At 68.4% G+C, this 22,070-nt stretch carries 20 protein-coding genes and 2 pseudogenes; 11 read left to right on the forward strand and 11 right to left on the reverse strand.

The genetic code is table 11. The annotated features are described in order from the left end of the window. Nucleotides 1–74: 74 nt before the first annotated feature. Nucleotides 75–1,819, reverse strand: a pseudogene (gene argS / locus C2R22_RS01330) (arginine--tRNA ligase). Nucleotides 1,820–2,081: 262 nt separating this feature from the next. Between argS and C2R22_RS01335 the strand changes: the two are divergent. Further along, the gene (locus C2R22_RS01335) at nucleotides 2,082–2,786 is read left to right on the forward strand and encodes a DUF120 domain-containing protein (RefSeq protein ID WP_103423972.1); all 705 of its coding nucleotides are present in this window, start codon (nucleotides 2,082–2,084) and stop codon (nucleotides 2,784–2,786) included. 1 nt (nucleotide 2,787) lies between these two features. Beyond that, entirely contained in the window at nucleotides 2,788–3,501 is a 714-nt protein-coding gene (gene ribB, locus C2R22_RS01340; protein WP_103423973.1) for a 3,4-dihydroxy-2-butanone-4-phosphate synthase, read from the forward strand. Nucleotides 3,502–3,522: 21 nt separating this feature from the next. On the opposite strand, the gene C2R22_RS01345 is transcribed toward ribB, so the two are convergent. Next, entirely contained in the window at nucleotides 3,523–4,395 is an 873-nt protein-coding gene (locus C2R22_RS01345) for an NAD-dependent epimerase/dehydratase family protein (RefSeq protein WP_103423974.1), read from the reverse strand. 105 nt (nucleotides 4,396–4,500) lie between these two features. Here C2R22_RS01345 and C2R22_RS01350 point away from each other — a divergent pair, with 105 nt between their 5' ends. Then, nucleotides 4,501–5,433: a branched-chain amino acid transaminase gene (locus C2R22_RS01350; RefSeq protein WP_103423975.1), complete on the forward strand. Its 933-nt coding sequence runs from the start codon at nucleotides 4,501–4,503 to the stop codon at nucleotides 5,431–5,433. A 3-nt stretch (nucleotides 5,434–5,436) separates the two neighbouring features. On the opposite strand, the gene C2R22_RS01355 is transcribed toward C2R22_RS01350, so the two are convergent. From C2R22_RS01355 to C2R22_RS01365, 3 genes are all read right to left on the reverse strand, one after another. Further along, nucleotides 5,437–6,447: a hypothetical protein gene (locus C2R22_RS01355; RefSeq protein ID WP_103423976.1), complete on the reverse strand. Its 1,011-nt coding sequence runs from the start codon at nucleotides 6,445–6,447 to the stop codon at nucleotides 5,437–5,439. A 65-nt stretch (nucleotides 6,448–6,512) separates the two neighbouring features. Continuing rightward, nucleotides 6,513–7,175: a DUF502 domain-containing protein gene (locus tag C2R22_RS01360; protein WP_103423977.1), complete on the reverse strand. Its 663-nt coding sequence runs from the start codon at nucleotides 7,173–7,175 to the stop codon at nucleotides 6,513–6,515. A 110-nt stretch (nucleotides 7,176–7,285) separates the two neighbouring features. After that, nucleotides 7,286–8,386: a glycerol dehydrogenase gene (locus tag C2R22_RS01365; RefSeq protein ID WP_103423978.1), complete on the reverse strand. Its 1,101-nt coding sequence runs from the start codon at nucleotides 8,384–8,386 to the stop codon at nucleotides 7,286–7,288. A gap of 108 nt (nucleotides 8,387–8,494) precedes the next feature. Here C2R22_RS01365 and C2R22_RS01370 point away from each other — a divergent pair. Continuing rightward, a pseudogene (locus tag C2R22_RS01370) lies at nucleotides 8,495–9,036 on the forward strand (CDP-2,3-bis-(O-geranylgeranyl)-sn-glycerol synthase). Between the two features lie 56 nt (nucleotides 9,037–9,092). Here C2R22_RS01370 and C2R22_RS01375 read toward each other — a convergent pair. After that, nucleotides 9,093–10,031 (reverse strand): alpha/beta hydrolase, encoded by a 939-nt coding sequence (locus C2R22_RS01375; RefSeq protein ID WP_103423979.1) that lies wholly within the window; start codon nucleotides 10,029–10,031, stop codon nucleotides 9,093–9,095. A gap of 96 nt (nucleotides 10,032–10,127) precedes the next feature. Here C2R22_RS01375 and pyrE point away from each other — a divergent pair, with 96 nt between their 5' ends. The 4 genes from pyrE to C2R22_RS01395 all read left to right on the forward strand — a co-directional run bounded on the left by pyrE (nucleotide 10,128) and on the right by C2R22_RS01395 (nucleotide 13,765). Next, nucleotides 10,128–10,670, forward strand: coding sequence for an orotate phosphoribosyltransferase (gene pyrE / locus C2R22_RS01380; protein ID WP_103423980.1), 543 nt, complete (start codon nucleotides 10,128–10,130; stop codon nucleotides 10,668–10,670). 180 nt (nucleotides 10,671–10,850) lie between these two features. Continuing rightward, complete coding sequence (locus C2R22_RS01385) at nucleotides 10,851–11,564, forward strand: phosphoribosyltransferase family protein (protein ID WP_103423981.1); 714 nt, start codon at nucleotides 10,851–10,853, stop codon at nucleotides 11,562–11,564. Nucleotides 11,565–11,726: 162 nt separating this feature from the next. Then, a complete protein-coding gene (locus C2R22_RS01390; RefSeq protein ID WP_103423982.1) occupies nucleotides 11,727–13,133 on the forward strand; it encodes an NCS2 family permease in 1,407 nt (468 codons plus the stop codon). Nucleotides 13,134–13,510: 377 nt separating this feature from the next. Continuing rightward, complete coding sequence (locus C2R22_RS01395) at nucleotides 13,511–13,765, forward strand: glutaredoxin family protein (RefSeq protein ID WP_103423983.1); 255 nt, start codon at nucleotides 13,511–13,513, stop codon at nucleotides 13,763–13,765. 3 nt (nucleotides 13,766–13,768) lie between these two features. Here the strand turns inward: C2R22_RS01395 and C2R22_RS01400 are convergent, their stop codons facing one another. Then, the gene (locus C2R22_RS01400; protein ID WP_103423984.1) at nucleotides 13,769–14,101 is read right to left on the reverse strand and encodes a hypothetical protein; all 333 of its coding nucleotides are present in this window, start codon (nucleotides 14,099–14,101) and stop codon (nucleotides 13,769–13,771) included. Between the two features lie 48 nt (nucleotides 14,102–14,149). After that, the gene (locus tag C2R22_RS01405; RefSeq protein WP_103423985.1) at nucleotides 14,150–15,127 is read right to left on the reverse strand and encodes a transcriptional regulator; all 978 of its coding nucleotides are present in this window, start codon (nucleotides 15,125–15,127) and stop codon (nucleotides 14,150–14,152) included. A 197-nt stretch (nucleotides 15,128–15,324) separates the two neighbouring features. Here C2R22_RS01405 and C2R22_RS01410 point away from each other — a divergent pair, with 197 nt between their 5' ends. Then, complete coding sequence (locus tag C2R22_RS01410) at nucleotides 15,325–16,611, forward strand: tRNA(Ile)(2)-agmatinylcytidine synthase (protein WP_103423986.1); 1,287 nt, start codon at nucleotides 15,325–15,327, stop codon at nucleotides 16,609–16,611. A 436-nt stretch (nucleotides 16,612–17,047) separates the two neighbouring features. Here C2R22_RS01410 and C2R22_RS01415 read toward each other — a convergent pair whose 3' ends face one another. The 3 genes from C2R22_RS01415 to C2R22_RS01425 form a co-directional block, all read right to left on the reverse strand. Then, nucleotides 17,048–17,569 (reverse strand): NUDIX hydrolase, encoded by a 522-nt coding sequence (locus tag C2R22_RS01415; protein ID WP_103423987.1) that lies wholly within the window; start codon nucleotides 17,567–17,569, stop codon nucleotides 17,048–17,050. Then, nucleotides 17,569–18,648, reverse strand: coding sequence for a pyridoxal-phosphate dependent enzyme (locus C2R22_RS01420; protein ID WP_103423988.1), 1,080 nt, complete (start codon nucleotides 18,646–18,648; stop codon nucleotides 17,569–17,571). The genes C2R22_RS01415 and C2R22_RS01420 overlap by 1 nt, the downstream gene beginning before the upstream one ends. A 178-nt stretch (nucleotides 18,649–18,826) precedes the next feature. After that, on the reverse strand, nucleotides 18,827–19,783 hold the full coding sequence (locus C2R22_RS01425; RefSeq protein ID WP_103423989.1) for a succinylglutamate desuccinylase/aspartoacylase family protein: 957 nt from the start codon (nucleotides 19,781–19,783) through the stop codon (nucleotides 18,827–18,829). A 167-nt stretch (nucleotides 19,784–19,950) separates the two neighbouring features. Between C2R22_RS01425 and C2R22_RS01430 the strand changes: the two genes are divergently transcribed. Further along, nucleotides 19,951–20,586, forward strand: coding sequence for a DUF7504 family protein (locus C2R22_RS01430; protein WP_103423990.1), 636 nt, complete (start codon nucleotides 19,951–19,953; stop codon nucleotides 20,584–20,586). Nucleotides 20,587–20,760: 174 nt separating this feature from the next. Further along, nucleotides 20,761–22,053 carry an MFS transporter gene (locus C2R22_RS01435; RefSeq protein WP_103423991.1) on the forward strand — a complete coding sequence of 431 codons (1,293 nt, stop codon included), beginning with the start codon at nucleotides 20,761–20,763 and terminating at the stop codon, nucleotides 22,051–22,053. Nucleotides 22,054–22,070 lie beyond the last annotated feature (17 nt).

Genomic DNA, 22,070 nt, shown 5'->3' on the forward strand with positions numbered 1-22,070 from the left:
TTCACTCGCCCTTCCCGAGCCGTCCGTTTCGCCGCCCCCGAAGTCCGACGTGCTGTCGTTCGGCGTCTCGTGTCTCACATCGACGTCGGTGCCTCGACGCCGAGGACGTCGAGGGCGTTCGCGACGGTGTGTCGCGACGCGCGGACGAGCGCGAGGCGGGCCGCCCGCACCTCCTCGTCCTCCGCGGCGAGCACGGGACACTCGCGGTAGAAGGCGTTGAACGTCTCGGCGAACTCCCGCGCGTAGGTCGCGACGACGTGCGGTTCGAGGGCCTCTGCGGCCTCTTCGACCTGCGCCGGGAAGCGCGCGATGACCCGCAGGAGGTCACGCTCTTCGTCTGCTGTCAGGGCCGACCCGTCGACCGTTTCGCTCAGTTCGGCGTCGTCGAGGATGCCACAGCAGCGCGCGTGGACGTACTGGATGTACGGGGCGGACTGGGCCTCGAAGTCGAGCGCGCGCTCCCACTCGAACGTGATGCTCTTCGTCGGCTGTTTCGAGACGATGTCGTACCGGACGGCGCCGATACCGACCTGGTGGGCGATGCGGTCGATGTCCTCCTCGGAGAGGTCGTCGTCGCGGCTCCGGGTGTCGAGTCTCGATTCGACCTCGTTGCGCGCCCGGGCGATGGCCTCGTCGAGCAGGTCGTCGAGGTCGACGCCGGTCCCCTCCCGCGTGGACATCCCGCCCTCGGGGAGGTTCACCCACGAGTAGAATGTCGATTCGAGCTTCGAAGTGTCGTTGCCGAGGACGTCCAGCGCGGCTTTCAGTTGCTGAGCCTGGAGTTTGTGGTCCTCCCCAGCACGGTCACGGCGCGGTCGAAGTTGTCGAACTTCCACTCGTGGTGGGCGAGGTCACGCGTCGTGTAGAGCGTCGTTCCGTCGGACCGAAGGAAGACGAGGTGCTTCTCGATGCCGTACGCCGAAAGATCCAGTTGCCAGGCGTCCTCCTCGTAGACGGCCTCCCCGCTCTCTTTCAGGCGCGCGACGACGTCGTCGGCGCTCCCGTCGCGGATGAACTCCGTCTCCTTGACGAAGGCGTCGAACTCCGCGGGCAGGCGTTCGAGCGACTGGCGCATCCCCGACAACACCTGGTCGACGACCCGGCCGACTCGCTCGAACGTCTCCTCGTCACCGGCTTCGAGCCCCTGCATGATGGCCTCGATTTCGGCCTCCGCCGCCTCGACCCGGTCCGCGTCCGCCTCGTCGAGCCACTGGTTCCCCTTCCGGTAGTAGCGGACGAGGTCGTAGTCCGGGCGGTCACGTTCGGGGTCGGGGAGTTCGGACTCGTCGAACGTCTCGTACGCCCAGGTGAACACCGCCACCTGCCGCCCGGCGTCGTTCACGTAGTAGTGTCGCTCGACGTCGTAGCCCGCGTAGTCGAGACAGCGGGCGATGGCGTCGCCCAGGATCGGATTGCGAGCGCGCCCGACGTGGACGGGACCGGTCGGGTTCGCCGAGGTGTGCTCGACGACGACGCTCGTCTCCCGGTCTTCGAGACGGCCGTACTCCTCCTCCTGGGCGGCGTCGAGCGTCGCCTCGTCGTACGCGGGGGCCACGTGGAAGTTGACGTACGGTCCCTGCGTGTCGACGCGGTCGACGTACTCGCTCTCTCGCGGGTCGATGGCCTCGGCGATGTCCGCCGCGACCTTCGGCGGCGGGGCGCCGACCTCGCCGGCGAGGCGGAACGCGACGCTCGATGCGAGCGTCGCGGGGACGTCTTCGGGCGGTTCCTCGACGCCGAGGTCGCCCGTCGGCAGGTCGAGCGACTCGAGGGCGCGTGAGAGAGCGGCTTCGACCTCCGCTCGGAAGGCTCTGAACATGCGCGCTCCTTCCGCCTCGTCCGGTATTAGGGTACCGAGTTTCGGTCGCGTGCCGTCCGGGACGTGCTCGTATCCCGCTGTTACGGGTGGCTCTCCCTCCCCGACTCGGCCACGGCGTCGGCCCACGCGTCGACCGACACGTTTAGTCCCGGTGGGTCCATACACCGAATCCCCTCCCTCCGACCCGGACCCACGGCGTCACGATTCTGTTACGCGTCTCATATCCGGTATGCTTATCCCCGACGACTTCATAGCCTGGGCCATGTCAGAATCGGCACAGACGCCGGCCGTCGGTCACGACGAACTCGCCGCCCTCCGGCGGGTCGCGCTCGACGGTGGGCTGGCCGGCCCCGTCAAGATCTCCTGTTCGGGGCTGGCCGCCGGGTTGGAGACGTCGGGCCAGACCGCCTCGCGCCGCCTCCAGCGGTTGGAGGAGGCGGGCTACCTCGACCGCGACGTCGTGAGCGACGGCCAGTGGGTGTCGGTCACCGAGGCCGGCGAGGCGGCGCTCCGAGCGGAGTACGCGAAGTACCGCGAACTGTTCGAGTCGCCCGGGGCCGTCACGCTCGAAGGCAACGTCACCGGCGGGATGGGCGAGGGGAAACACTACATCTCGCTGTCGGGCTACATGGAGCAGTTCCGCGAGCGCCTCGGCTACGAACCCTATCCGGGAACGCTCAACATCGACCTCGCGGCGGATAGCGTGCGAGTCCGCGCGGGTATCCGTTCGCTCGACGCCGTCCCCATCGACGCGTGGGAGGACGACGAGCGGACGTTCGGCTCCGCGACCTGTTACGCCGCCCGCCTGACCGGCGACGAGGAGACGTACGAGGGCGCACACATCATCGTCCCCGACCGCACCCACCACGACGAGACGCAGTTGGAGGTCATCGCCCCCGACCGACTCCGCGACGCCCTCGGCCTCGACGACGGGGAGCGCGTCGTCGTCACCGTGGAGGACGTCTGAGATGCCGACGACGCCCGACACCGACGTGAGCATCGACGCCGACCTCGGTCCCGTGGAGGACGCCGTCGCCCGCGCCGTGGCGGCGTTCCGCCGCGGCGACCCGGTGCTCGTCCACGACGCCGCCGACCGCGAGGGGGAGACGGACATCATCTACCCCGCGGGCGCGGTCACGCCGAGCGCCGTCGCGCACCTCCGGAACGACGCGGGCGGCCTCGTCTGTGCCGCGCTCTCCGATGGCGTGGCCGACGCGCTCGACCTGCCGTTCCTCGACAGCTCTATCGACCACCCGACCGCCGCGAACCACGACCTGAGCTACGACTCCCGGTCGTCGTTCTCGCTCCCGGTGAACCACCGCGACACCTTCACGGGGATCACGGACGCCGACCGCTCGCTCACCATCACGGAACTCGCCGCCGTCGCCGAACGGGTCGACGACGGCGAGGCGTACGGCCCCGACGACTTCGCCCGGGACTTCCGCTCGCCCGGCCACGTCAACCTCCTCCGCGGCGCTGCGGGCCTCCTCGACGAACGACGCGGCCACACCGAACTCGGACTCGCGCTCGCCCGTGCCGCGGACCTCCCGCCCGCCGTGGTCGTCTGTGAGATGCTCGACGACGAGACGGGCGCGGCCCGCTCCGTCGCGGACGCGCGGTCGTACGCACAGCGTCACGACCTCGTCTACGTCGAGGGCCGTGACCTCGTCACCGACCTCTAATTGTTCTCTCGTCTCTACCCCCTAGTCGCGCCACCCCCGCGTCGGCTCCCATCCGAGCAACTCCGTCGCCTTCTCCGTCGAGACGAGGCTCTCGTACCCCTCGAACCGGGTTTCGAGGTCGACGCCCGGGTACTCCGCCTCGACCAGTTCGGCCGTCGGGAGGTCGACGGTCGTGTCCGCGGCCGTCGCCCAGACGGCCTCGTGGCCGGCGTGGTCCGCCTCGACCACGCAGGCGACCAGTTCGGCGGCGTCCTCGGCGTGCAGATACGCGAAGAGCGTGTTGCGGATGGCGTGGTACGACTCGTGTCGTCTCAGCGCTTCCAGCGAGCGGTCACCCTCGACGAACAGTTCCCGTATCTCCGCTTCCCGCGGCATCCACGGCACGCGGAACGACGTGATGGTTGGTGCACGTTCCCGCCGACCGATTCCCTCCGCGGTCACCTCCATCACCTGCTTGGCGAGGCCGTAGGGGTCCCGCGGCGTGAGCGGGTGTGCTTCGTCCAACGGGAGATACGCCAGGCGGACGGGGTCGGGGTCGAAGCCCGCGCCGAGCGCGCTCATGCTCGACGCGAGCGCCACGCTCTCGACGCCGAGCGCCTCGCTCGCTTCGAGGACGTTGTACGTACTCCCGACCGTGCTCTCGAAGGTGACGTGACCGGGCGTCCCGTTCGGGTTCGACAGCATCCCGAGGTGGACGACGGCGTCGGCGTCGCTCCGCGCGAGGACGCCGTAGGCGTCGCCGGGGTCCGTCATGTCGCCTCGCACGTGCTCGTCGCCGACGTCGCCGCCGGAGCGGGAGTTGGCGACGACGCGGTACTCCTCTCGCAACCGGTCGACGACGGTCGGCCCGATGCGACCGGTCGCGCCGGTCACGAGGACGGTGTCGATGGGCATGGTCACAGCGTGGGCGAGCGAGCGACAAAAACGCCGGCGGTCCGTGCGGGTTGTGCTCACACCGATTGCTGATGATTTTATAACGGTGGCCGGCTACCAGCGAGTATGAGCTTCGACGACATGGACGTCGATACGATCTGGCAGGACGGCGAGTTCGTCGACTGGGACGACGCGCAGGTCCACGTCCTGACGCACGGTCTCCACTACGGCACCGGGGTCTTCGAGGGCGTCCGGTGTTACGACACCGAGAAGGGACCGGCCATCTTCCGCTGGGACGAACACCTCGAACGGTTCTACCAGTCGGGCAAGCCGTACAACATGGAGATTCCGTTCTCCCGTGAAGAACTGACGGAGGCGACCCTGGAACTCATCCGCCGGCAGGACCTGGAGTCGTGTTACATCCGTCCCATCGCCTTTTACGGGTACGACTCGCTCGGGGTGAGCCCCCGGGACTGTCCGGTCGACGTCGCCATCGCCGCCTGGCCGTGGGGCGCGTATCTCGGCGAGGAGGCGCTGGAGAAGGGCGTCGACGTGATGGTCTCCTCGTGGCGCAAGCACTCGTCCAGTCAGATTCCGACCAACGCCAAGACCACCGGCCTGTACGTCAACTCTCTCCTCGCCGGGGAGGAGGCGCGGCGCAACGGCTACGTCGAGGCTATCGTCCTCAACAAGGAGGGACAGGTCGCCGAGGGTCCGGGCGAGAACATCTTCCTCGTCCGCGACGGCGAGATATACACGCCGGGGCTCTCTCAGAGTATTCTGGACGGCATCACCCGCCAGACCGCCATCACCCTCGCGCGGGAACTCGGCTACACCGTCCACGACGACGCCACCATCTCCCGCGGCGAACTCAACACCGCCGACGAACTGTTCTTCAGCGGGACCGCGGCGGAGGTCACCCCCATCCGAAAAGTCGACAACGTCGTCATCGGCGACGGCTCGCGCGGGCCCGTCACGGCGGAACTCCAGCAGGCCTTCTTCGACCTCGTGGAGCGGCGCACCGACGACCACGAGGAGTGGTTCACCTACGTGGAGTGAGGGTCACGAGTCGGTCGCGGTCGCCGTTTCCCGTGGCGTTGCTGTCTCCGTCGCGTTCGCGGTTTCTGTCGTGGTCGCGCTCGTTTCCGTTCGCGTTGCCGTCGCGGTTCCGCGTGCGGTTTCGTTCCGGCCTCTCACCGTCGCCCGTCGCTCCCGATTTCCACCCACCGTGTAGAGGAAGAAGCCGACGGACTCGACCCCCCTCGACGGACCCTCGCGGAACGTCTCCTCCCAGACGACCGTCTCGCCCGGGTCGGCGTCGAGGGCGAACGGGTACGGTGCGTACGCGGCGACCAGATTGGTGACGTTGAGGACGCCGCGGAACGTCCCCGGGACGTCGCCGACGTTCTCGGCAGTGACGCGAACCGACACTGGGTCGTAGCGGCGGAGTGTCTCCGGTAGCTCGACCGTCCGAAGTTCGAACGCGGCCTTCGGCCGGCGGAGCGCGTCGAGGTCAATCTCGGCGAGTCGCCACGCCGCCGTCTGGCTCTCGTTCTCCACGGCGATTCGTCCCTCGTCCGCGTCGAGACTTGCTGGCACGACGAACGGGAGGTACCCCTCCTCGACGCCGTATCCGGGGTCGTACCGCGGGCCGTACTCGTCGATACCACCGCGGAACGCCGTCGGTTCGAACTCCTTCCCGTCGACGACGAGCGCGAACGCCTCCGGTGGAGGACCCGACTCGTTCCCGGAAACCGAGACGAGGACGTACCGTTTCCCCTCGTCGCTCGCCACGGCCATCGAGTCGTCCGTGTCGCGGTAGAGAACCGAGTCCTGGACCGCGAGGTTCGAGACGGTCACCGGGACGCCGCCGACTGGCTGTTCCGTCCCGAGCGTCCGCGGCGTCGACGCGTCGGCCGTCGGTGTCGGTTCTGGCGTCGCGCGGCTACTCTCCCGCGGGGTCGGAGTCTCGGTCGGTGACGCTCCGCTCCTGCCGCGGTCGAGACAGCCGGCCACGCCGAGGCACAGACCGGCGGTCGTTCCGAGGAACGCGCGTCTGGAGGGCTGACGCATGTCTCACCGGCCGTTCCTCTGGAGTAAGTGTCTTCTGTCGACGCCCCGTCCTCGCGAGCGGTCAGCTACGACTGCGAGGAGCCCGAACCCGTCCCCGACTCGGTCGTGATGTCGACCGACCCCGACGACTCGCCGTCCTTGTCCTGCTCTTCGAAGACGTCGATTTCGACGCCGTGGTCCTCCTCGGCGAACCCTGCCGACAGAATGCGCGTCAGCGCCTCCTCGACGCGCTCGTTGGTCTCGGTGATGTCTTCGGATTCGACCTCCATCACGAACCCGGTCGTGATGTTCGGCGCGGTGGGCATGAAGAGAACTTCGCGGCCGTCTTTCGTCCGCTTGCCCGTCTTGAACGCCGTCATTCGGACGCCCGGCCACACTTCGAGGCGCACGGGTTTCTGGAGGTCTTCGGTTCCCGTTAACGCGGTCTCGACGGCGAGTTTGGAGGCGTTGTAGAGGACTCGGACCAGGGGGACGCGGTTCATCATGTTGTCGAGGGCGGCCTCGAATATGCGGCCAGCGGTGGTCCGCATCAGATAGCCGACCGAGAGGACGAGCATCGTGAAGACGACGATGGCGATGAGGACGCCGAACCCGAGCGGCTGGTTGATATCGCGAATAATCGGGAGAGACGCGATCTGTGTGTAGAGCCAGTTGACGACGAACAGAATAACGAGTATCGGAACGAGGACTACGAGACCGGACGCGAAATCACGTCTCCACGAGGACATCAGTGGAGAGTTAGTGGCTGGCCTTATCAGGTCTTCCTCTTGGCGTCGCTCTTTCACTCGCTCACCGCCGGCCACGCGACCCGCTCGACGCGAGCGCGCGCTGCTCGGCGTTATCGCTCCGCGCGCACCCGCTCTCCGAGTCCGTCCGCCGTGAGAATCGCGTCCCGTACCATCGCGGGCTCGACCGCGAACGGTTCGTTGTGAATGGTCTCCTCGTCGGCACAGGCGGCCTCGGCGACGACGTCGAGTTGCTCGCGCGTCGGGTCGTCGAGACCGACCTCCGCGAGCGTCACCGGCAGCCCGACGTCGAGCGAGAACTCGATGATCTCCTCGACGAACGCGTCGTCACGTCCCTCCAGGACGAGCTGAGAGATCGTTCCGACGTTCACCTTCTCGCCGTGGGTCGCCCCGTGTGTCGCTTCGAGCTGGGTGAGCCCGTTGTGGATGGAGTGCGCCGCCGCCAGCCCGCCGCTCTCGAAGCCGAGCCCAGAGAGGAGCGTGTTCGCCTCCGTGACGGCCTCGACGCTTTCGGTCACGGCGTCGCGCTCGACCGCCTCGACCGCCGAGACGGCGTGCTCGCGGAGCGTCTCGTAACAGAGCTTCGCGAGGTGTGTCCCCGCCCGCGTCGGCTTCCCGCCGACGACGTTGTCGCCGTCGGAGTTCGAGGTTGCCGCCGCCTCGAACCACGTCGCGAGCGCGTCGGCGACGCCGCCGCGGAACAGTCGCGTCGGTGCCGCCGCGACGACCGCCGTGTCGACCAGAACGAGGTCCGGGTGGTCGTCGTGGAACAGGTACTCCTCGAACTCGCCGTGTTCCGAGTAGACGACCGACAGCGCGCTCGTCGGCGCGTCCGTCGACGCGATGGTCGGCATCGAGACCATCGCCCCGCCCCGCTCCGCGCGCACGGCCTTCGCCGCGTCGAGCGCCTTCCCGCCGCCGGCAGCGACGACGATGTCGACACCGCGTTCCTCGGCAATCCCCGCGACCCGGTCGATCTCCGCGGTCGAACACTCCCCGCCGAACGTCACCGTACTGACCTCGACGCCCTGCGCTTCGAGGCTCGTCGTCACCTCGTCCTCGACGAGTCCGAGCACGACGCCGTCGGCGAGCAAGAGCGCCGAGTCGCCCAGCGTCTCCGCGTGCGCTCCGAGTTCGGCCGTCACTCCGCGTCCCTGTACGTACCGTGCAGGTGATTTGAAGACACGTGACATGCGTTTCGACCGAGACACACTATCGCAAATAGCTTGACTGTTTGACACAACCTCTCGCGGTCGAAAATAAATCGCCGCGTTTTATCGGGTCGCTTTCGGACACCCGGTATGGTCGGTTCACTCGTCGCGGGCGCGCTGTGGGCGATGCTGCCCGCGTACATCCCCAACAACGCCGCCGTCCTCTTCGGCGGCGGCCGTCCCATCGACGGCGGCCGCACCTGGGGCGGGCGGCGCGTCCTCGGCGACGGCAAGACCTGGCGCGGAACTGCCGTCGGCACTCTCGCCGGCACGCTCGTCGCCCTGCTGTTGAACGCGGCCGCGCCCGTCGTCGAGAGCGCCGTCGGCTTCGGGCTTCCAGCCTTCCCCCTCCGCGCCGGTGTCGCGCTCGCGTTCGGCGCGATGCTCGGCGACATCGGGGCCTCGTTCCTCAAACGACGAACCGGCCGCGAACGCGGCGCGGCCTTCCCCGGACTGGACCAACTCGACTTCGTCGTCGGCGCGCTCGGTCTCGCCGCGCTCGTCGCGCCCGGGTGGTTCGCCGCGACCTTTCCCCCATGGCGCTCGTCGTCGTCCTCGTCGCCACGCCCGTCCTGCACGTCGTGACGAACGCCGTCGCCTACCTGCTCGGGCTGAAGTCGGAGCCGTGGTGAGTCGGCCCAGAACCGCGACGGCCCGGACGGCTTCGTGCGGTGCGTGGCCGCCGTGCTCAGAGTTCCCGGATCGTCTCCCCCGCGGTGGCGACCGCCTCCCGGGCCTGCGGGAGGTCGGGTTCGGCGAGCATGCCGAAGAAGCCGTGGATCATCTCCTCGTGGTGGTGGTGTGTGACGTCCACGCCGGCCGCTTCGAGCCGTCCCGCGTACGCGCGGCCCTCGTCTCGGAGCGGGTCGAAGCCGCACGTAACGACCGTCGCGGGCGGCAGGTCCGACAGGTCCCGCGCCCGCAACGGCGAGGCGAGCGGGTTCAGCCCGTCGACGTCCGTCTCCAGGTAGTGGTCCCAGAACCACTCCATCCCGGCTCGGGTGAGGAAGTACCCCTCGGCGTTTTCGGTATACGAGTCGGTGTCGAACGCGTGGTTCGTCACCGGGTAGACGAGGTACTGGTGAGCGACGTCGGGGCCGCCCCGCTCGCGCGCGAGGAGCGCGACTGCGGCGGAGAGGTTGCCGCCGGCGCTGTCGCCCGCGACGACGAGGCGGTCGGTGTCGGCACCGAGGAGGTCACCGTGGTCTGCGACCCACTCCGTCGCGGCGTAGCAGTCCTCGACGGGCGCGGGAAACGGATGTTCGGGCGCGAGGCGGTAGTCGACGCTCACGACGACGCAGTCGCCGGCGTTACAGAGCGCCCGACAGCCCTGGTCGTGGGTGTCGAGGTTCCCGACGACCCAGCCGCCGCCGTGGGAGTAGACGACGACCGGGTGCGGCCCACCCCCGCCGGGCCGGTAGACGCGGATCGGTACTCCGCCGTTCGGCCCGGCAATCTCGAGGTCCTGTACGCCGCCGACCTCGTCTCGGAGCCCCTCGTCGACTGTGAAGAGGTCCACGATGAGCGACCGCGCTCCGTCGACCGAGAGGTCGGCGAAGTCGGGGACGCCCATCGCGGCGAGTTGGTCGAGCAGTTCCTGGATGTCCGGGTGTGGTTCGGCTGCCATGGTGCTCCCGATTATTGCTCATCGTCTGATATAAACACGTTCCCCCGCCGGAGCGGACCGCCCGGTTTATACTCCCCTCGGGACCGACACTCTCGCATGGCGAACCAGGAACTCATCGCGGCGCTCAGAGCGGCCGACGCCGTCCAGTTCGGCGAGTTCGAACTCTCTCACGGCGGCACCTCCGACTACTACGTCGACAAGTACCTCTTCGAGACCGACCCCGTGTGCCTAGCACTCGTCGCCCGGGCGTTCGCCGAGCGGGTCGGCGACACGAAACTCGCCGGCGTCGCGCTCGGCGCCGTCCCCCTCGTCGCGGTCACGAGCGTCGAGACCGGCAACCCCTACGTCATCGTCCGCAAGAAGGCGAAGGAGTACGGGACCGCGAACCGGGTCGAGGGTCGGTTCGACGAGGGCGAGGAGGTCGTCGTCCTCGAAGACATCGCCACGACGGGCACGAGCGCCCTCGACGCCGTGGAGGCGCTCCGCGACCTGGGCGCCGTCGTCGACCGCGTCGTCGTCGTCGTCGACCGCGAAGAGGGCGCGAGGGAACTGCTCGCCGACCACGACGTCGAGTTGGAGGCGCTCGTCACGGCGTCTGAGCTGCTCGCCGACCGCGACGCCGACTCCGACGCGGCGTAACCCCGACGCAGCCGCTTCGCCACCTGCGCGCCGACCCGCGTGGTCGTTCGGCGACGCGTGCTCGACTCACTCGCTCGACTCGTTCCCCGATTACGCGGAACGGGCTCCCACGCTCGTGGACAATTCTCCGAGTGTTGGACATCGAAGTATTCATACTTGTGCAGGGATGTTGTCCGAGGTATGAACAGAGCGGAGAAAGCGGCCCTCCAACTGCAGGCGGTCGCCGTGCTGCGGATGCTGAAGGAGACGCGGACGTACGACGAACTCGCCGACCTCACCGAGTTGCCGGCCGGCGACCTCAACCGGTACGTCAACGGGCACGTCCTCCCGGGCGTCGAGCGCGCCCGGCAGGTCGTCGAGGGCGTCGGTCGCGAGGCGCTCGCGACCGAACTCGAAGCGCGGGTGATGTTCGACGACGAGGGGTACGTCGACAACTCCGGCGTCGTCTTCGACCAGCCGTTTCTCGACCTCGTCGCGCCCGTCGCCGCCAACGCGTTCGGCTTCGAGCGGCCCGACGTGGTGCTGACGGCCGCCACCGACGGCATCACGCTCGGGGCGGCGATGGCGTCGTACTTCGACGCGCGCCTCGCCTACGCGAAGAAGTCCAAGGAGACCGCCGTCGAGGAGTTCATCGAGTCCCGCCAGCGACTCGCCTCGGGCATCGAACTCACCTACTACCTCCCTGCCTCGGCGCTCTCGTCGGGGCAGTCGGTGCTCGTCGTCGACGACCTCATCCGGTCGGGCGAGACGCAGGAACTCCTCCTCGACATCGCGGCGCAGGCGGACGCCGACCTCGTCGGCGTCTTCACGCTCATCGCGGCCGGCGACGAGGGGATGGCCGCCGCCCGCGACCTGACCGACGCGCCCATCGCCGCCCTCGCGACGTTCGACTGATACACCTCCTCCCCCTCGTCGCCCGTCCGGTATCCGTGGACGTGGTGTTATCAGGAGATTTTCACCTTCTCTCGTCCACATCTATCCACTCTTGTGCACACATTCGGGGGGTGATATGGGAACGGTTAAGTGAGCGCTTCGGGCTATGCTCAGACGTGCATTATGGGGCTGGAACAGACCCTCGCCGACTACTTCGATCTCGACCAGTACGACACTACCGTCCGGACCGAGGTTCTGGCCGGGCTGACGACGTTCCTCACGATGAGCTACATCGTCGTCGTCAACCCCGCCATCCTCGCGGGCATCCCCGACGCGAAGCCGGGCATCATCATCCAGGGGTTCGACCCCGCCACCGTCCGTTCGATGCTCGCCGTCGTCACCATCATCGCGGCGGCCGTCGCCACGCTCATCATGGGGTTGTACGCGAACCGCCCGTTCGGGCAGGCGCCCGGTCTCGGCCTGAACGCCTTCTTCGCCTTCACCGTCGTGGGCGCGCTCGGCATCCCGTGGCAGACGGCGCTCGCCGCCGTCGTCGTCGAGGGACTCCTCTTCATCGTCCTCACCGTCGTCGGCGCGCGTGAGTACGTCATCAAGGTGTTCCCCGAACCGGTGAAGTTCGCCGTCGGCACCGGTATCGGCCTGTTCCTCGCGCTCATCGGCCTCGAAGAGATGAACATCGTCGTCTCGGACCCCGCGACGTACGTCACGCTCGGTTCGGTCGCGGCCGACCCCATCGCTATCCTCTCGGTCGTCGGCCTCTTTCTCACCTTCGCGCTGTACGCCCGCGGTCTCAGGGGGTCGATCATCATCGGCATCCTCCTCACGACGGTCCTCGGTTGGCTCGTCACTCAGGCCGGCCTCGTCGCCCCCGACGCGGGCCTCGTCGCCGGTCCGGCCTCCGCCCAGTACGACATCACCCCGCTCGCGGGCGCGTTCGTCACCGGACTAGGGAACGTCGAGGCGTTCTCCTTCGCGCTCATCGTCTTCACGTTCTTCTTCGTCGACTTCTTCGACACCGCGGGTACCCTGACGGGGGTGTCGCAGGTCGCGGGCTTCCTCGACGAGGACGGGAACCTCCCCGATATCGACAAGCCGCTGATGGCCGACGCCGTCGGCACCACCGTGGGAGGAATGCTCGGCACCTCGACCGTGACGACGTACATCGAGAGCGCATCGGGCGTCGAGGAGGGCGGCCGCACCGGCCTCACGGCGACCACCGTCGGCGTGCTCTTTCTCGCCTCGCTCGCCATCGTCCCGCTCGCGGCGGCGATTCCGCTCTACGCGTCTCACATCGCCCTCGTCGTCATCGGCGTCGTGATGCTCCGCAACGTCGTCGACATCGCGTGGGACGACATTACCTACACCGTCCCGGCCGGCATGACTATCCTCGTCATGCCCTTCACGTTCTCTATCGCGTACGGCATCGCCGCGGGCATCATCTCCTACCCCATCGTGAAACTCGCCGCGGGTGAACTCGACGACGTCCGCGCCGGCCACTGGGTGCTCGCGCTCGCGTTCGTCGTCTACTTCGTCGTCCGGACCAGCGGCGTCCTCGCCGCGCAGGTCTGACCGTGTTTGGTACGAGTCGGTGCCGCTGGTTCGCCGCCTCGTCCCGGTGAACCAGCGGTACACGGTCACACCGAACACTACGACCGGGCGACGGAACAGCTACCACTCGGCCGCGATACCTCTCGCCATGCAGCCTTCGCGGCGTCGTCTCCGTACTCGCTGCCGCCCTTCTCGCCGTCGGATGGGGGCTCGTCGAACTCGTCGCGGGTCGGCGCCGACTCGTCGCGTTCGTCCGGGGGACCGGCGCGCGCTCGCGGTAGGTCGCCGCGGCGTCACCCGCGACTGCCCCGTGCGCGTACGTCTCACGCACGACGGTTGTGACTCGGGCCGACACAGCACCGTCGCCCTCTTATGAACGAGGTCCCTACTCGGAGGCGATGTCAGATCTCATCCTCTACGAACTGCCCGGCTGCCCCTACTGTGCGAAGGTGAAGAACAAGCTCTCCGAACTCGGCCTCGAGTACGAGTCGCGGGAGGTCCCTAGCTCGCACAGCGAGCGGACCGAGGTCGAGGAGGTCAGCGGTCAGACCGGCGTGCCGGTCCTCGTCGACGAGGAGCACGGCGTCGACGGGATGTCCGAGTCCGACGATATCGTCGCCTACCTCGAAGAGACGTACGGCAGCGCGAGTTAAGCTCTACACGACGGCCGCTTCGTAACTCTGCCGGAGTGCCCGTTCCACGGGACTGAGTCCGGTCGGTTCGACGCGCACCGTCGCCCACTTCCGGACGAGTCGACCGCCGGCCTCGAACGGTTCGACCGCGTGTGACCGTTCGAGTCTGGCCCGCTGTGTCTCGGTGAGCCTGGTGAGCGACAGCCCCTGCTCGGAGACGACGGCGAAGAGGACGCCGTCGGCGACGTAGGAGGGGCAGCCGAACATGACCTTTCGTGAGACGCCCGGCCACTCCATCACCAGGTCGTCGACGGCGCGACGGAGGGCCTGCTGCGACTCGTCCGTGTTCGGGTTCATGAACCGTTACGACGTCGTCAGAGCAAATAAGCGTAGACGCCGTCCGCCCTACGACTCGGCGGGTTCGGTCGTCCGCTCGCGGATGAGGTCGCGGATCGCGTCGGGGTCGTCGATGGCCGCGAGTTCCTCACAGGAGACGATGGCGGTCCGGTCGACGGACTCGCGCTTCGTGCGCTCCTCGGTGAAGTACACCGAGCGCGTCCGGGTGATCTCCCCCAGCGAGGACATGATGCGCGCCCGCTTCTCGGCGTTGCGGTCGAACGCGGAGTGACCGGTGAGCACGTTGCGTCCGTGGCGTCTGTCGGCGCTGTCCTCGGAGACCGCCTTGAACGGGGCGCGCAGCGTCGGGTGGACGTCGTAACCCGCCCGCGTGAGCACCGTGACGACGTGCTCGTCGTCCGGGTCGGCCTCGGGGTCCGCGGGCGTCGGGTCGGCCGTGCGGACCTCGTCGGCGCCGTCCATCACCTCGACGGGCGCGGAGAACGGCTGGTCGAACAGTTCCTCCAGTTGGACGGCCACCTCGATGGAGGCGTTCATGCCGTCCTCGTACTTCGAGACGGTGCGCCGGGAGACGCCGAGTTCGCTCGCCAACTGGCCGAGGCTCATCCCGCGGTCCTGTCGTTCGTCGGCGAGCAGGTCGCCGTCGATGTTGACGTACAGTCCGCCGGGCGCGGCGTAGATGAGCGGCGGGACCTCCTCGACGAACAGGTCCATCGCCGTGTCGGGGTTGAGAACGGGAACGCCGTGACGGAAGTAGACGACGCCCGGCTTGAGGTCCTCGTTGCGCGTGCGCATCCCGACGACGAGCGGCGTCGCGTCCAGATACGACCCCAGCCGACGCATCTCCGCGCCCGTCCCGCCGTCGAACGCGTCGATGTTGCCGAGGATTTTCAACAGGAGGAGGTCCTCCCCGCGGCGGGCCGCGAGGTCGAAGCTCTTGGGTCTGATGGCGATGCGGTCGCTCACCACGAACCCGGCATCGCGTAACATCGCGGTGATGTTGCTGATCAACGCAGACCGCGACATGGGGATTACTAGGCGACTCTTCGGATATATGTGTTTCCCACCCGTCCGTGAGCGGCGTCCGGCGGTTTCGGATCGTCTCAGCCAAAATATTTATATACTTCAACGACTCGGTCGCCGACCCTTCGTCGCCCCCCGTTGCCGACGGTGTTGAATCGCGGGACGAAACCGGTTAGCCGTTCGGTGCGCAATCACGAGCGATGACCGTCATCGCGCTCGACGACACCGACTCCCGCGAGCGTGGCATGTGTAGCACCTACCTGGCGACCAGGCTCGCGGAGACGCTCGTCGACGCCGGTTCGGACGTCGAGCGACGGCTCCTCGTTCGACTCAACCCCGCTATCGAGCACAAGACGCGCGGCAACGCGGCGGTCGCGCTCCACACCTCCTGCGCTCCCTCGGCGGCGTTCGACCACGCCTGCCGGGCGGTCGAGCGCTGGAGCGAGTTCGAAGACGACCGGACCAGCCCCGGCGTCGTCGTCGCGCCGGGCGACCCGTCCGCCGTTCCCGAGCCGATTGCCCGGTTCGCTCGCGACGCCGTCCGCGAGCGACACTCCCTCGATGCGGCGCTCTCGCTCGCCGAGGAACACGGCTACGACCACCGAGGCTGGGACGGGGGTCGGGGCCGCATCGGCGCGCTCGCGGCCGTCGGCGCGTGGGCCGGCATGGACGAGTGGACCTACGAACACATCTCCTACCGCGCGTTCGAGCGCTGCGGCACGCCACGGGAGGTCGACGCCGAAACCGTCTTCGCCGCCGCCGACTGGGGCTATCCGACCGTCTGGGACACCGTCGACCGGGTCGAGGGCGAACCCGTCTGCGTCCCGAACGCGCCCGGGCCCATCCTCTACGGCGTCAGAGGCGACGACCCCGTTCGCTGTCGGGAGGTCGCAGAGCGCATCGAGAGCGAACCGGTCGACCGACGGGCGACGTTCGTGACGAACCAGGGCACCGACGCGCACCTCCACGACGATGACTTCGGCTCGCTCCGCGACGGCCGCGCCTCGCGCGTCTCGGGGGTCGTCACGTCCGCGCCCGAAACCCGCCGCGGCGGCCACGTCTTCTTCGGATTCGGGCCGTCGTCGGAGACCGACGTCGACGACGAGGGAGGCGTCGACTGCGTCGCGTTCGAGCCGACGAAGCGTTTCCGCGACCGGGTGCGGTCGCTTCGGCGAGGCGACCGTCTCACCGTCTGCGGCGAGGTGTCGGCGGGAACGCTGAAACTGGAGAAGTTCGCCGTGCGGTCGCTCGTCCGAGTCGAAAGGGCGACGCCGACCTGTCCCGACTGCGGGCGGACGATGAAGAGCGCCGGGGCGGACCAGGGGTATCGGTGTCGTGACTGCAAAACGCGAAGCGAGAGCGTCGTCGAGGAGGTCGACCGCATCCTCGAACCCGGCTGGTACGAGGTGCCGCCGTGTGCGCGGCGACACGTCGCAAAACCGCTGGTCCGAGGAGGGTTCGACGCGCCGACCCATCCCGAGCGGTAGTGGTGGACGTCTTGGCTTGGGAGTGAGTCGAGATCGGCGAGAGGACCGCTGACAGCACGGAGACCGCGCGGTGCACGGGCGCGATGACGCCACGCCACCGAAGCGGCGCAGCCGCTTCGAGCCTTCGCTCGCTCCACTCGCTCGCGAAGACCTCTCCAGCCGATTCGCTCGCGCATGGGGTCGCGGACGGAGTCGCGACCGCCGCGCGCCACCACCCACTGTGGCGGTCGGCGCGCGGGAGCGAACGGACGTGAGCGACTCGCGCGAGGGACGAGTGAGCGAAGCGAACGAGTCGGTTGGGGCGGGCGAGGCAACACCGCCCTGGCGCTCGTGCGGTCTTTTCGTTCACTCCCCCGCTCGCGAACGTGTCTCTGTCACATCCGCCCGATACGTCCCTCCTCTGTGCCCGCTCTGAGCCATCAGTTCATCCGGCGTCTCACTCGAACAACGCGAACGCGCGTTCGATGCGGTCGGGAACGTACCTGAACGCGAATTCGAGGTTCGAGAGGTCGTTGCGGTGGACGAACCGCGCCGCCTGGGCGTCGGTCCCCGCCGAGAGGTCGCCGGTCGTCTCCTCCCGAGCGACTGCGTACCCCACCGAGACGATGTACTTCTCGCCCCACGGCTCCATCTGTACGGCGTCGACGAGGGCGAGCGCGTCGGGGTCGACGGCGAGCCCCGTCTCCTCTTCGAGTTCGCGGGCCGCCGCGACCGCGGGGGGTTCGTCGACTTCGAGGTGACCGCCGGGGTCGCACCACTTCCCCGCGCCGGGGTCGATGCGGCGCTGGACCAAGAGAACGCGGTCGCCGTCGACGACGACGACGGCCGCCCCCGGGACGGGATTTCGGAACACGACCTGCGCGCACGCGGGACAGCGCCGGCGGGTCCTCCCTTCGGAGTCGACGGTCTCCAACGCTGTCCCGCAGTCGGGACAGTACGAGGGCGTGCGAGCGACCATTATCCCTTCAACCCGCTCCCGGTGAGCGCGACCACGACGTCCTCACCTTCTTCGACGACACCCCGTTCTCTGAACTCTCGGAGCGCGGCGGGCGCGACGGCGCAGGTCGGCTCGGTGTAAAAGCCACGCGCGTGGAGGGCGTCGAGTTCCCGTTCGACCGCCGCCTCCGACAGCGCGACGACGTCGCCGTCGGTGTCGTCGATGGCGTCCAGAATCGCCTCGCGCTGGACCGGTTCGCGGATCTGGATGCCGTCGGCCACCTCGTTCGGTTCTGTCTCACTCTCGCCGTGTCGCGCGTCGGCAAAGGGGGCGTAGCCGGCGGCCTGCGCGCCGAGGAGACGCGGCATCCGGTCGGTCCATCCGGCCTCGTACAGGGCGCGAAAGCCCCGATAGGCGCCCAGGAAGAGCGTCCCGTGCCCCAGCGGCGTGACGAACGCGTCGGGGACCGACCACCCGCGCTGGGCGGCGATTTCGAGCGCAACCGTGGCGGTGCCGGCGAAGAACGCGGGGTTCCACGCGTGGCTCGCGTACCACCCCTCCCCGGACTCGACGGCCTCAATACAGGCCGCCGTGACGTCCTCTCTGCTCCCCTCGACGCGAATCGGCGTCGCACCGGCGCGCTCGATACCCCGGAGCTTCGACGCTTTGACCCCCGCGGGCACGTATATCTCGGCGTCGATGTCGGCGCGGGCGGCGTAGGTGGCGATGGCCGCCCCCGCGTTGCCCGAAGAGTCCTCGACGACCGTGTCGACGCCGAGTTCGACCGCTCTCGACAGCGTGGTCGCCGCGCCGCGGTCCTTGAAGCTCCCCGTCGGGAAGACGTACTCCAGTTTGAACGAGGCGTCCCATTCCTCAGAGGGAACCAGCGGCGTCCACCCCTCTCCGAGCGTGACCTCTCGGCCGACGGGGAGGAAGTCGTCGAACGCCCACAGGCCGCGGTTGCGGTCCAGTTCGTGTCGGCCGGGCGCTGGCCCCTCGGGGAGCGGTCTGTCGGCGAACCGGAGCGGAGAGCCACAGGAACACCGCCAGCGGTCGGCGAACGTCGAGCCACAGGCGGGACAGGAGAGAGTGGCGGGCATGGGTTCGAGTCGAACGAGGGAACACAAGAAGGTAGTCGACTCGTCCGTCCCTCGGAAGACGGCGACCGGCCGAACACGTGCGTTCGACGACCGGCCGAGTTGTGGTCGGAAGTTTTTGGTCCAGCTTTTTCCGGCGCAACACGCGGCTTCGCCGCGGTCGCGCCTCGAAAAAGGTGGGTTAGTAGGAATCGATGTCCGTCCCGACCGAGCAGACGTACTCGCCGCTTGCGACCTGCGGGAGGCGGCGCGTCCGCCAGAACACACCCGAAGAGTCGGCGGTGACGCGCGCCTTCACGGTTCCGAAGGGGTCCGTCACCTCGAACAGGGTATCGCCGACCTCGACCTCGTCGCGGAGGTCCTTCTCGAAGCGGACGAGGCCGCCGTTGGGCGAGCCGTACTGGTCGAACCCCTTCGCGCGGACCTGCCGGTCGGGGTCGACGCTCCCCTCCAGAAAGCCGTAGCCTTTGAGCACGTTGAAGACGCCGTCGACGCCCCGCTGGATGCTCGTCTCGTCCCAGCCGACGCTCCCGCCGAGTTCGGGGTCGATGGTGGGAATCCCCTCGTCGGGGCCGGCCCGAGCGAGTTGCCCGTCGGGGCCCTTCTGGTCGAGGATGTAGCCGCAGTCGAACGTCTTCGCGAGGCGGAGGCACTCGCGGTGGAGGCGGTGGCGCGAGCCACACCGCACCCGCGTCTCGTCGATCATTCGGCTGGTCGACCCCTGGTGGAGGTCGAGGATGAGGTCCGCCTCCCGCGCCGTCTGGAACGTCGCGTGGCTGATCCGCTCCGACGACGTCCCGTTTCGGTCCCCGGGGTAGGTCCGGTTCAGCTTCCGGTCGTCGATGGGGTTGCGGTGTTCGGCCACCTGGAAGGCGTGGTAGTTGACGATGCCGACGAACAGGACGGTCCCGGAGAGTTCCTCGGGGTCGAGTTTCGGGACGACACGACTGATGACGCCGACGCCGTTGAGTTCGTCGCCGTCGCTGACCGCCTGCACGTACAGCGTGTCACCGGACGAGGCGCCGTTGACGACGGCGACCGGGAGCCCGATAGAACTTCCGTCGCGCATCTCGCCGACCTCCAGCCGCCCTGTCGCCACCTCCCCAGGAGCCGCGTTCGCCGTTCCGAACGTTGTCATTGTTCGACACTGGTCCGGCCTCCCCTTTACCCGTTCGGTCCTCCGTTCGGTCGGTCGCGCGGCGCTCGACCGCTCTGTCGCGTGTCTCGACACGTTCAATTCGAAGAGAATGTAGTTATATGAACGTCGTAACAACGTTTATCTCTATACGGTACATTACGTAATATATGTCGGGAGACCGCCGAGCCGTGAGGGGGGAGCACGGGCTGTCGGCGGTCGAGCTCCTCCCACGGCTCAAACGTGAAGGCTGTAACCTGCTCGTCTCGGGAGCGGTCTCGGAGACGACGGCGAACCGCGCCTCGCAGTTGCTGCTCGGCTCCGCTGACATCGAGCGGAAGCGAGTGCTCGTTCGGACCGAGAAGACGGGACCCGTGGACGGGCTGTTACCACCAGGCGTCTCCGCCGACGACAGAGACGTCCGCGTCGTGCAGTACCGCCCCTGTCCCGAAGACGCTGACCCGCTCGCGTCGCTCGCGCGTCGCGTCGCCGAAGCCGTCACCGCGCTCGACTCGCTCTCGCCGCCGCTGGTCGGCGGCGAACTCCGTCTCGTGGTCACGTCGCTCGAATCGATCCTGGCCGACCACGACGTCCTCGCCATCGAACAGTTCCTCCGGTGTGTGACGGACGCCGTCTCGGGCGTCCGCGGAATGGGTCACTACCGCTATGCCGACTCCCGCGCGGGGCTCTCGTCGCTGCCGACCGAGCGCCTGTTCGACGCTTTCGTCGACCTTCGCGACACGCCCGACGCGGGACAGCGACTGTCGATTCCCTCCCGGCAGTCGACGGACTGGCTCGACCTCTGATATCGCTCGCTGTCGCTGTTTTCCGGTCGACAGTGCCGCGGTCGCACGGTCGACAAGAGAGCGACCGACAGCCGTCAGTACGACTCACGTCGTTTCCGAGCGCTCCCCTGTGGACTGTTCTCATCTAGTCATCCTATCGCGTACTATTTTTCCTCTCGGTCGGAACCCCCGTTCATGGCCGACACGGAGACCGGTGTTCGGGGCACCGTCCGACAGTTCCTCGCGCTCGACGGCGACGTGCTCGTCCTCTCCGTGGCGATGTTCGCGTTCAGTCTCGGCTTCCAGATGACCGGCCGGTACATGCCGCGCTACCTGAGCGTCATCGGTGCCGGGAGCCTCGCAATCGGCCTCTACGGGAGCTTCGGGAACCTCATCAGCGCCGTCTACCCCTATCCGGGTGGCGCCGTCTCCGACCGTATCGGCTCCCGGACGGCGCTCACGGCGTTCGGACTCGCCTCGACGCTCGGGTTCGTCGTCTGGTACGCCGCCGGCCCGCTCGCCGGCGTTCCCCTCGGCCCCACGTCGGCCGGCGTCGTCGTCGTCTTCCTCGGACTGGTGCTCTCGCAGGCGTGGAAGTCGTTCGGACTCGGCGCGACGTTCGCCGTCGTCAAACAGAGCGTCGCTCCCGACAAACTGGCGACCGGGTTCGCGTCGACCGAGACCGTCCGTCGACTGGCCTTCCTCCTCGGACCGCTGCTCGCGGCGGCCATCCTCGCGCGGTTCGCCTTCGACGTCGGCTTCCGGTACGTCCTGCTCGTCGCTGCCGCCTTCGGTGCCGTCGGGACGCTCGCCCAGCACGTCCTCTACGACGCCTCCGCGGACTCGTTCGGGAAGTCGTTCGCGGGCGTCGAGACGGTCGTCGACGACATCCGGTCGCTCCCCTCTCCCTTGCGGCCGCTGCTCGTCGGCGACACGCTCGTTCGGTTCGCCAACGGGATGGTGTACGTCTTCTTCGTCATCGTCGTCACCGAGTTTCTCGAAGTCTCCGTGACCCTCCCGCTCGTCGGGCGGCTCTCGCCCGACGCGTTCTTCGGCGTGCTCCTCGCCGTGGAGATGGCCGTCGCCCTCCTGACGATGGTCCCGGTGGCGAAACTCGCCGAGCGGGTTGGGCTGAAACCGGTCGTCGCCCTCGGGTTCGCCGTCTACGCGGTGTTCCCGGTGCTGCTCGTCTCCGCGCCGGCCGACCCGCTCGTCGTCGGCGTCCTCTTCGCGCTGTCGGGGCTTCGCTTCGCGGGCCTGCCGGCGCACAAGGCGCTCATCGTCGGGCCGGCGGAGGCGAACGCGGGAGGGCGGGTCGTCGGCTCGTACTACCTCGTCCGCAACGCGATAACGATACCGAGCGCCGCCGTCGGCGGGTGGCTCTACGCGGGGTCGCCGGCCGTCGCCTTCGGCGTCGCCACGGTCGTCGGACTCGTCGGGACGGGCTACTTCCTGCTCGCGGGCGAGGAGTTCGAGGCCTACCGGTAGAACCGACGCCGATTTAC

This window comes from Salinigranum rubrum (assembly GCF_002906575.1).
GTDB classification, from domain to species: Archaea; Halobacteriota; Halobacteria; order Halobacteriales; family Haloferacaceae; genus Salinigranum; species Salinigranum rubrum.

Coding starts and splice junctions, on each gene's coding strand:
- C2R22_RS01335 (WP_103423972.1), top strand. CDS start 2,082: ATGTCAGAATCGGCACAGACGCCGGCCGTCGGTCACGACGAACTCGCC.
- ribB (WP_103423973.1), top strand. CDS start 2,788: ATGCCGACGACGCCCGACACCGACGTGAGCATCGACGCCGACCTCGGT.
- C2R22_RS01345 (WP_103423974.1), bottom strand. CDS start 4,395: ATGCCCATCGACACCGTCCTCGTGACCGGCGCGACCGGTCGCATCGGG.
- C2R22_RS01350 (WP_103423975.1), top strand. CDS start 4,501: ATGAGCTTCGACGACATGGACGTCGATACGATCTGGCAGGACGGCGAG.
- C2R22_RS01355 (WP_103423976.1), bottom strand. CDS start 6,447: ATGCGTCAGCCCTCCAGACGCGCGTTCCTCGGAACGACCGCCGGTCTG.
- C2R22_RS01360 (WP_103423977.1), bottom strand. CDS start 7,175: ATGTCCTCGTGGAGACGTGATTTCGCGTCCGGTCTCGTAGTCCTCGTT.
- C2R22_RS01365 (WP_103423978.1), bottom strand. CDS start 8,386: ATGTCACGTGTCTTCAAATCACCTGCACGGTACGTACAGGGACGCGGA.
- C2R22_RS01375 (WP_103423979.1), bottom strand. CDS start 10,031: ATGGCAGCCGAACCACACCCGGACATCCAGGAACTGCTCGACCAACTC.
- pyrE (WP_103423980.1), top strand. CDS start 10,128: ATGGCGAACCAGGAACTCATCGCGGCGCTCAGAGCGGCCGACGCCGTC.
- C2R22_RS01385 (WP_103423981.1), top strand. CDS start 10,851: ATGAACAGAGCGGAGAAAGCGGCCCTCCAACTGCAGGCGGTCGCCGTG.
- C2R22_RS01390 (WP_103423982.1), top strand. CDS start 11,727: ATGGGGCTGGAACAGACCCTCGCCGACTACTTCGATCTCGACCAGTAC.
- C2R22_RS01395 (WP_103423983.1), top strand. CDS start 13,511: ATGTCAGATCTCATCCTCTACGAACTGCCCGGCTGCCCCTACTGTGCG.
- C2R22_RS01400 (WP_103423984.1), bottom strand. CDS start 14,101: ATGAACCCGAACACGGACGAGTCGCAGCAGGCCCTCCGTCGCGCCGTC.
- C2R22_RS01405 (WP_103423985.1), bottom strand. CDS start 15,127: ATGTCGCGGTCTGCGTTGATCAGCAACATCACCGCGATGTTACGCGAT.
- C2R22_RS01410 (WP_103423986.1), top strand. CDS start 15,325: ATGACCGTCATCGCGCTCGACGACACCGACTCCCGCGAGCGTGGCATG.
- C2R22_RS01415 (WP_103423987.1), bottom strand. CDS start 17,569: ATGGTCGCTCGCACGCCCTCGTACTGTCCCGACTGCGGGACAGCGTTG.
- C2R22_RS01420 (WP_103423988.1), bottom strand. CDS start 18,648: ATGCCCGCCACTCTCTCCTGTCCCGCCTGTGGCTCGACGTTCGCCGAC.
- C2R22_RS01425 (WP_103423989.1), bottom strand. CDS start 19,783: ATGACAACGTTCGGAACGGCGAACGCGGCTCCTGGGGAGGTGGCGACA.
- C2R22_RS01430 (WP_103423990.1), top strand. CDS start 19,951: ATGTCGGGAGACCGCCGAGCCGTGAGGGGGGAGCACGGGCTGTCGGCG.
- C2R22_RS01435 (WP_103423991.1), top strand. CDS start 20,761: ATGGCCGACACGGAGACCGGTGTTCGGGGCACCGTCCGACAGTTCCTC.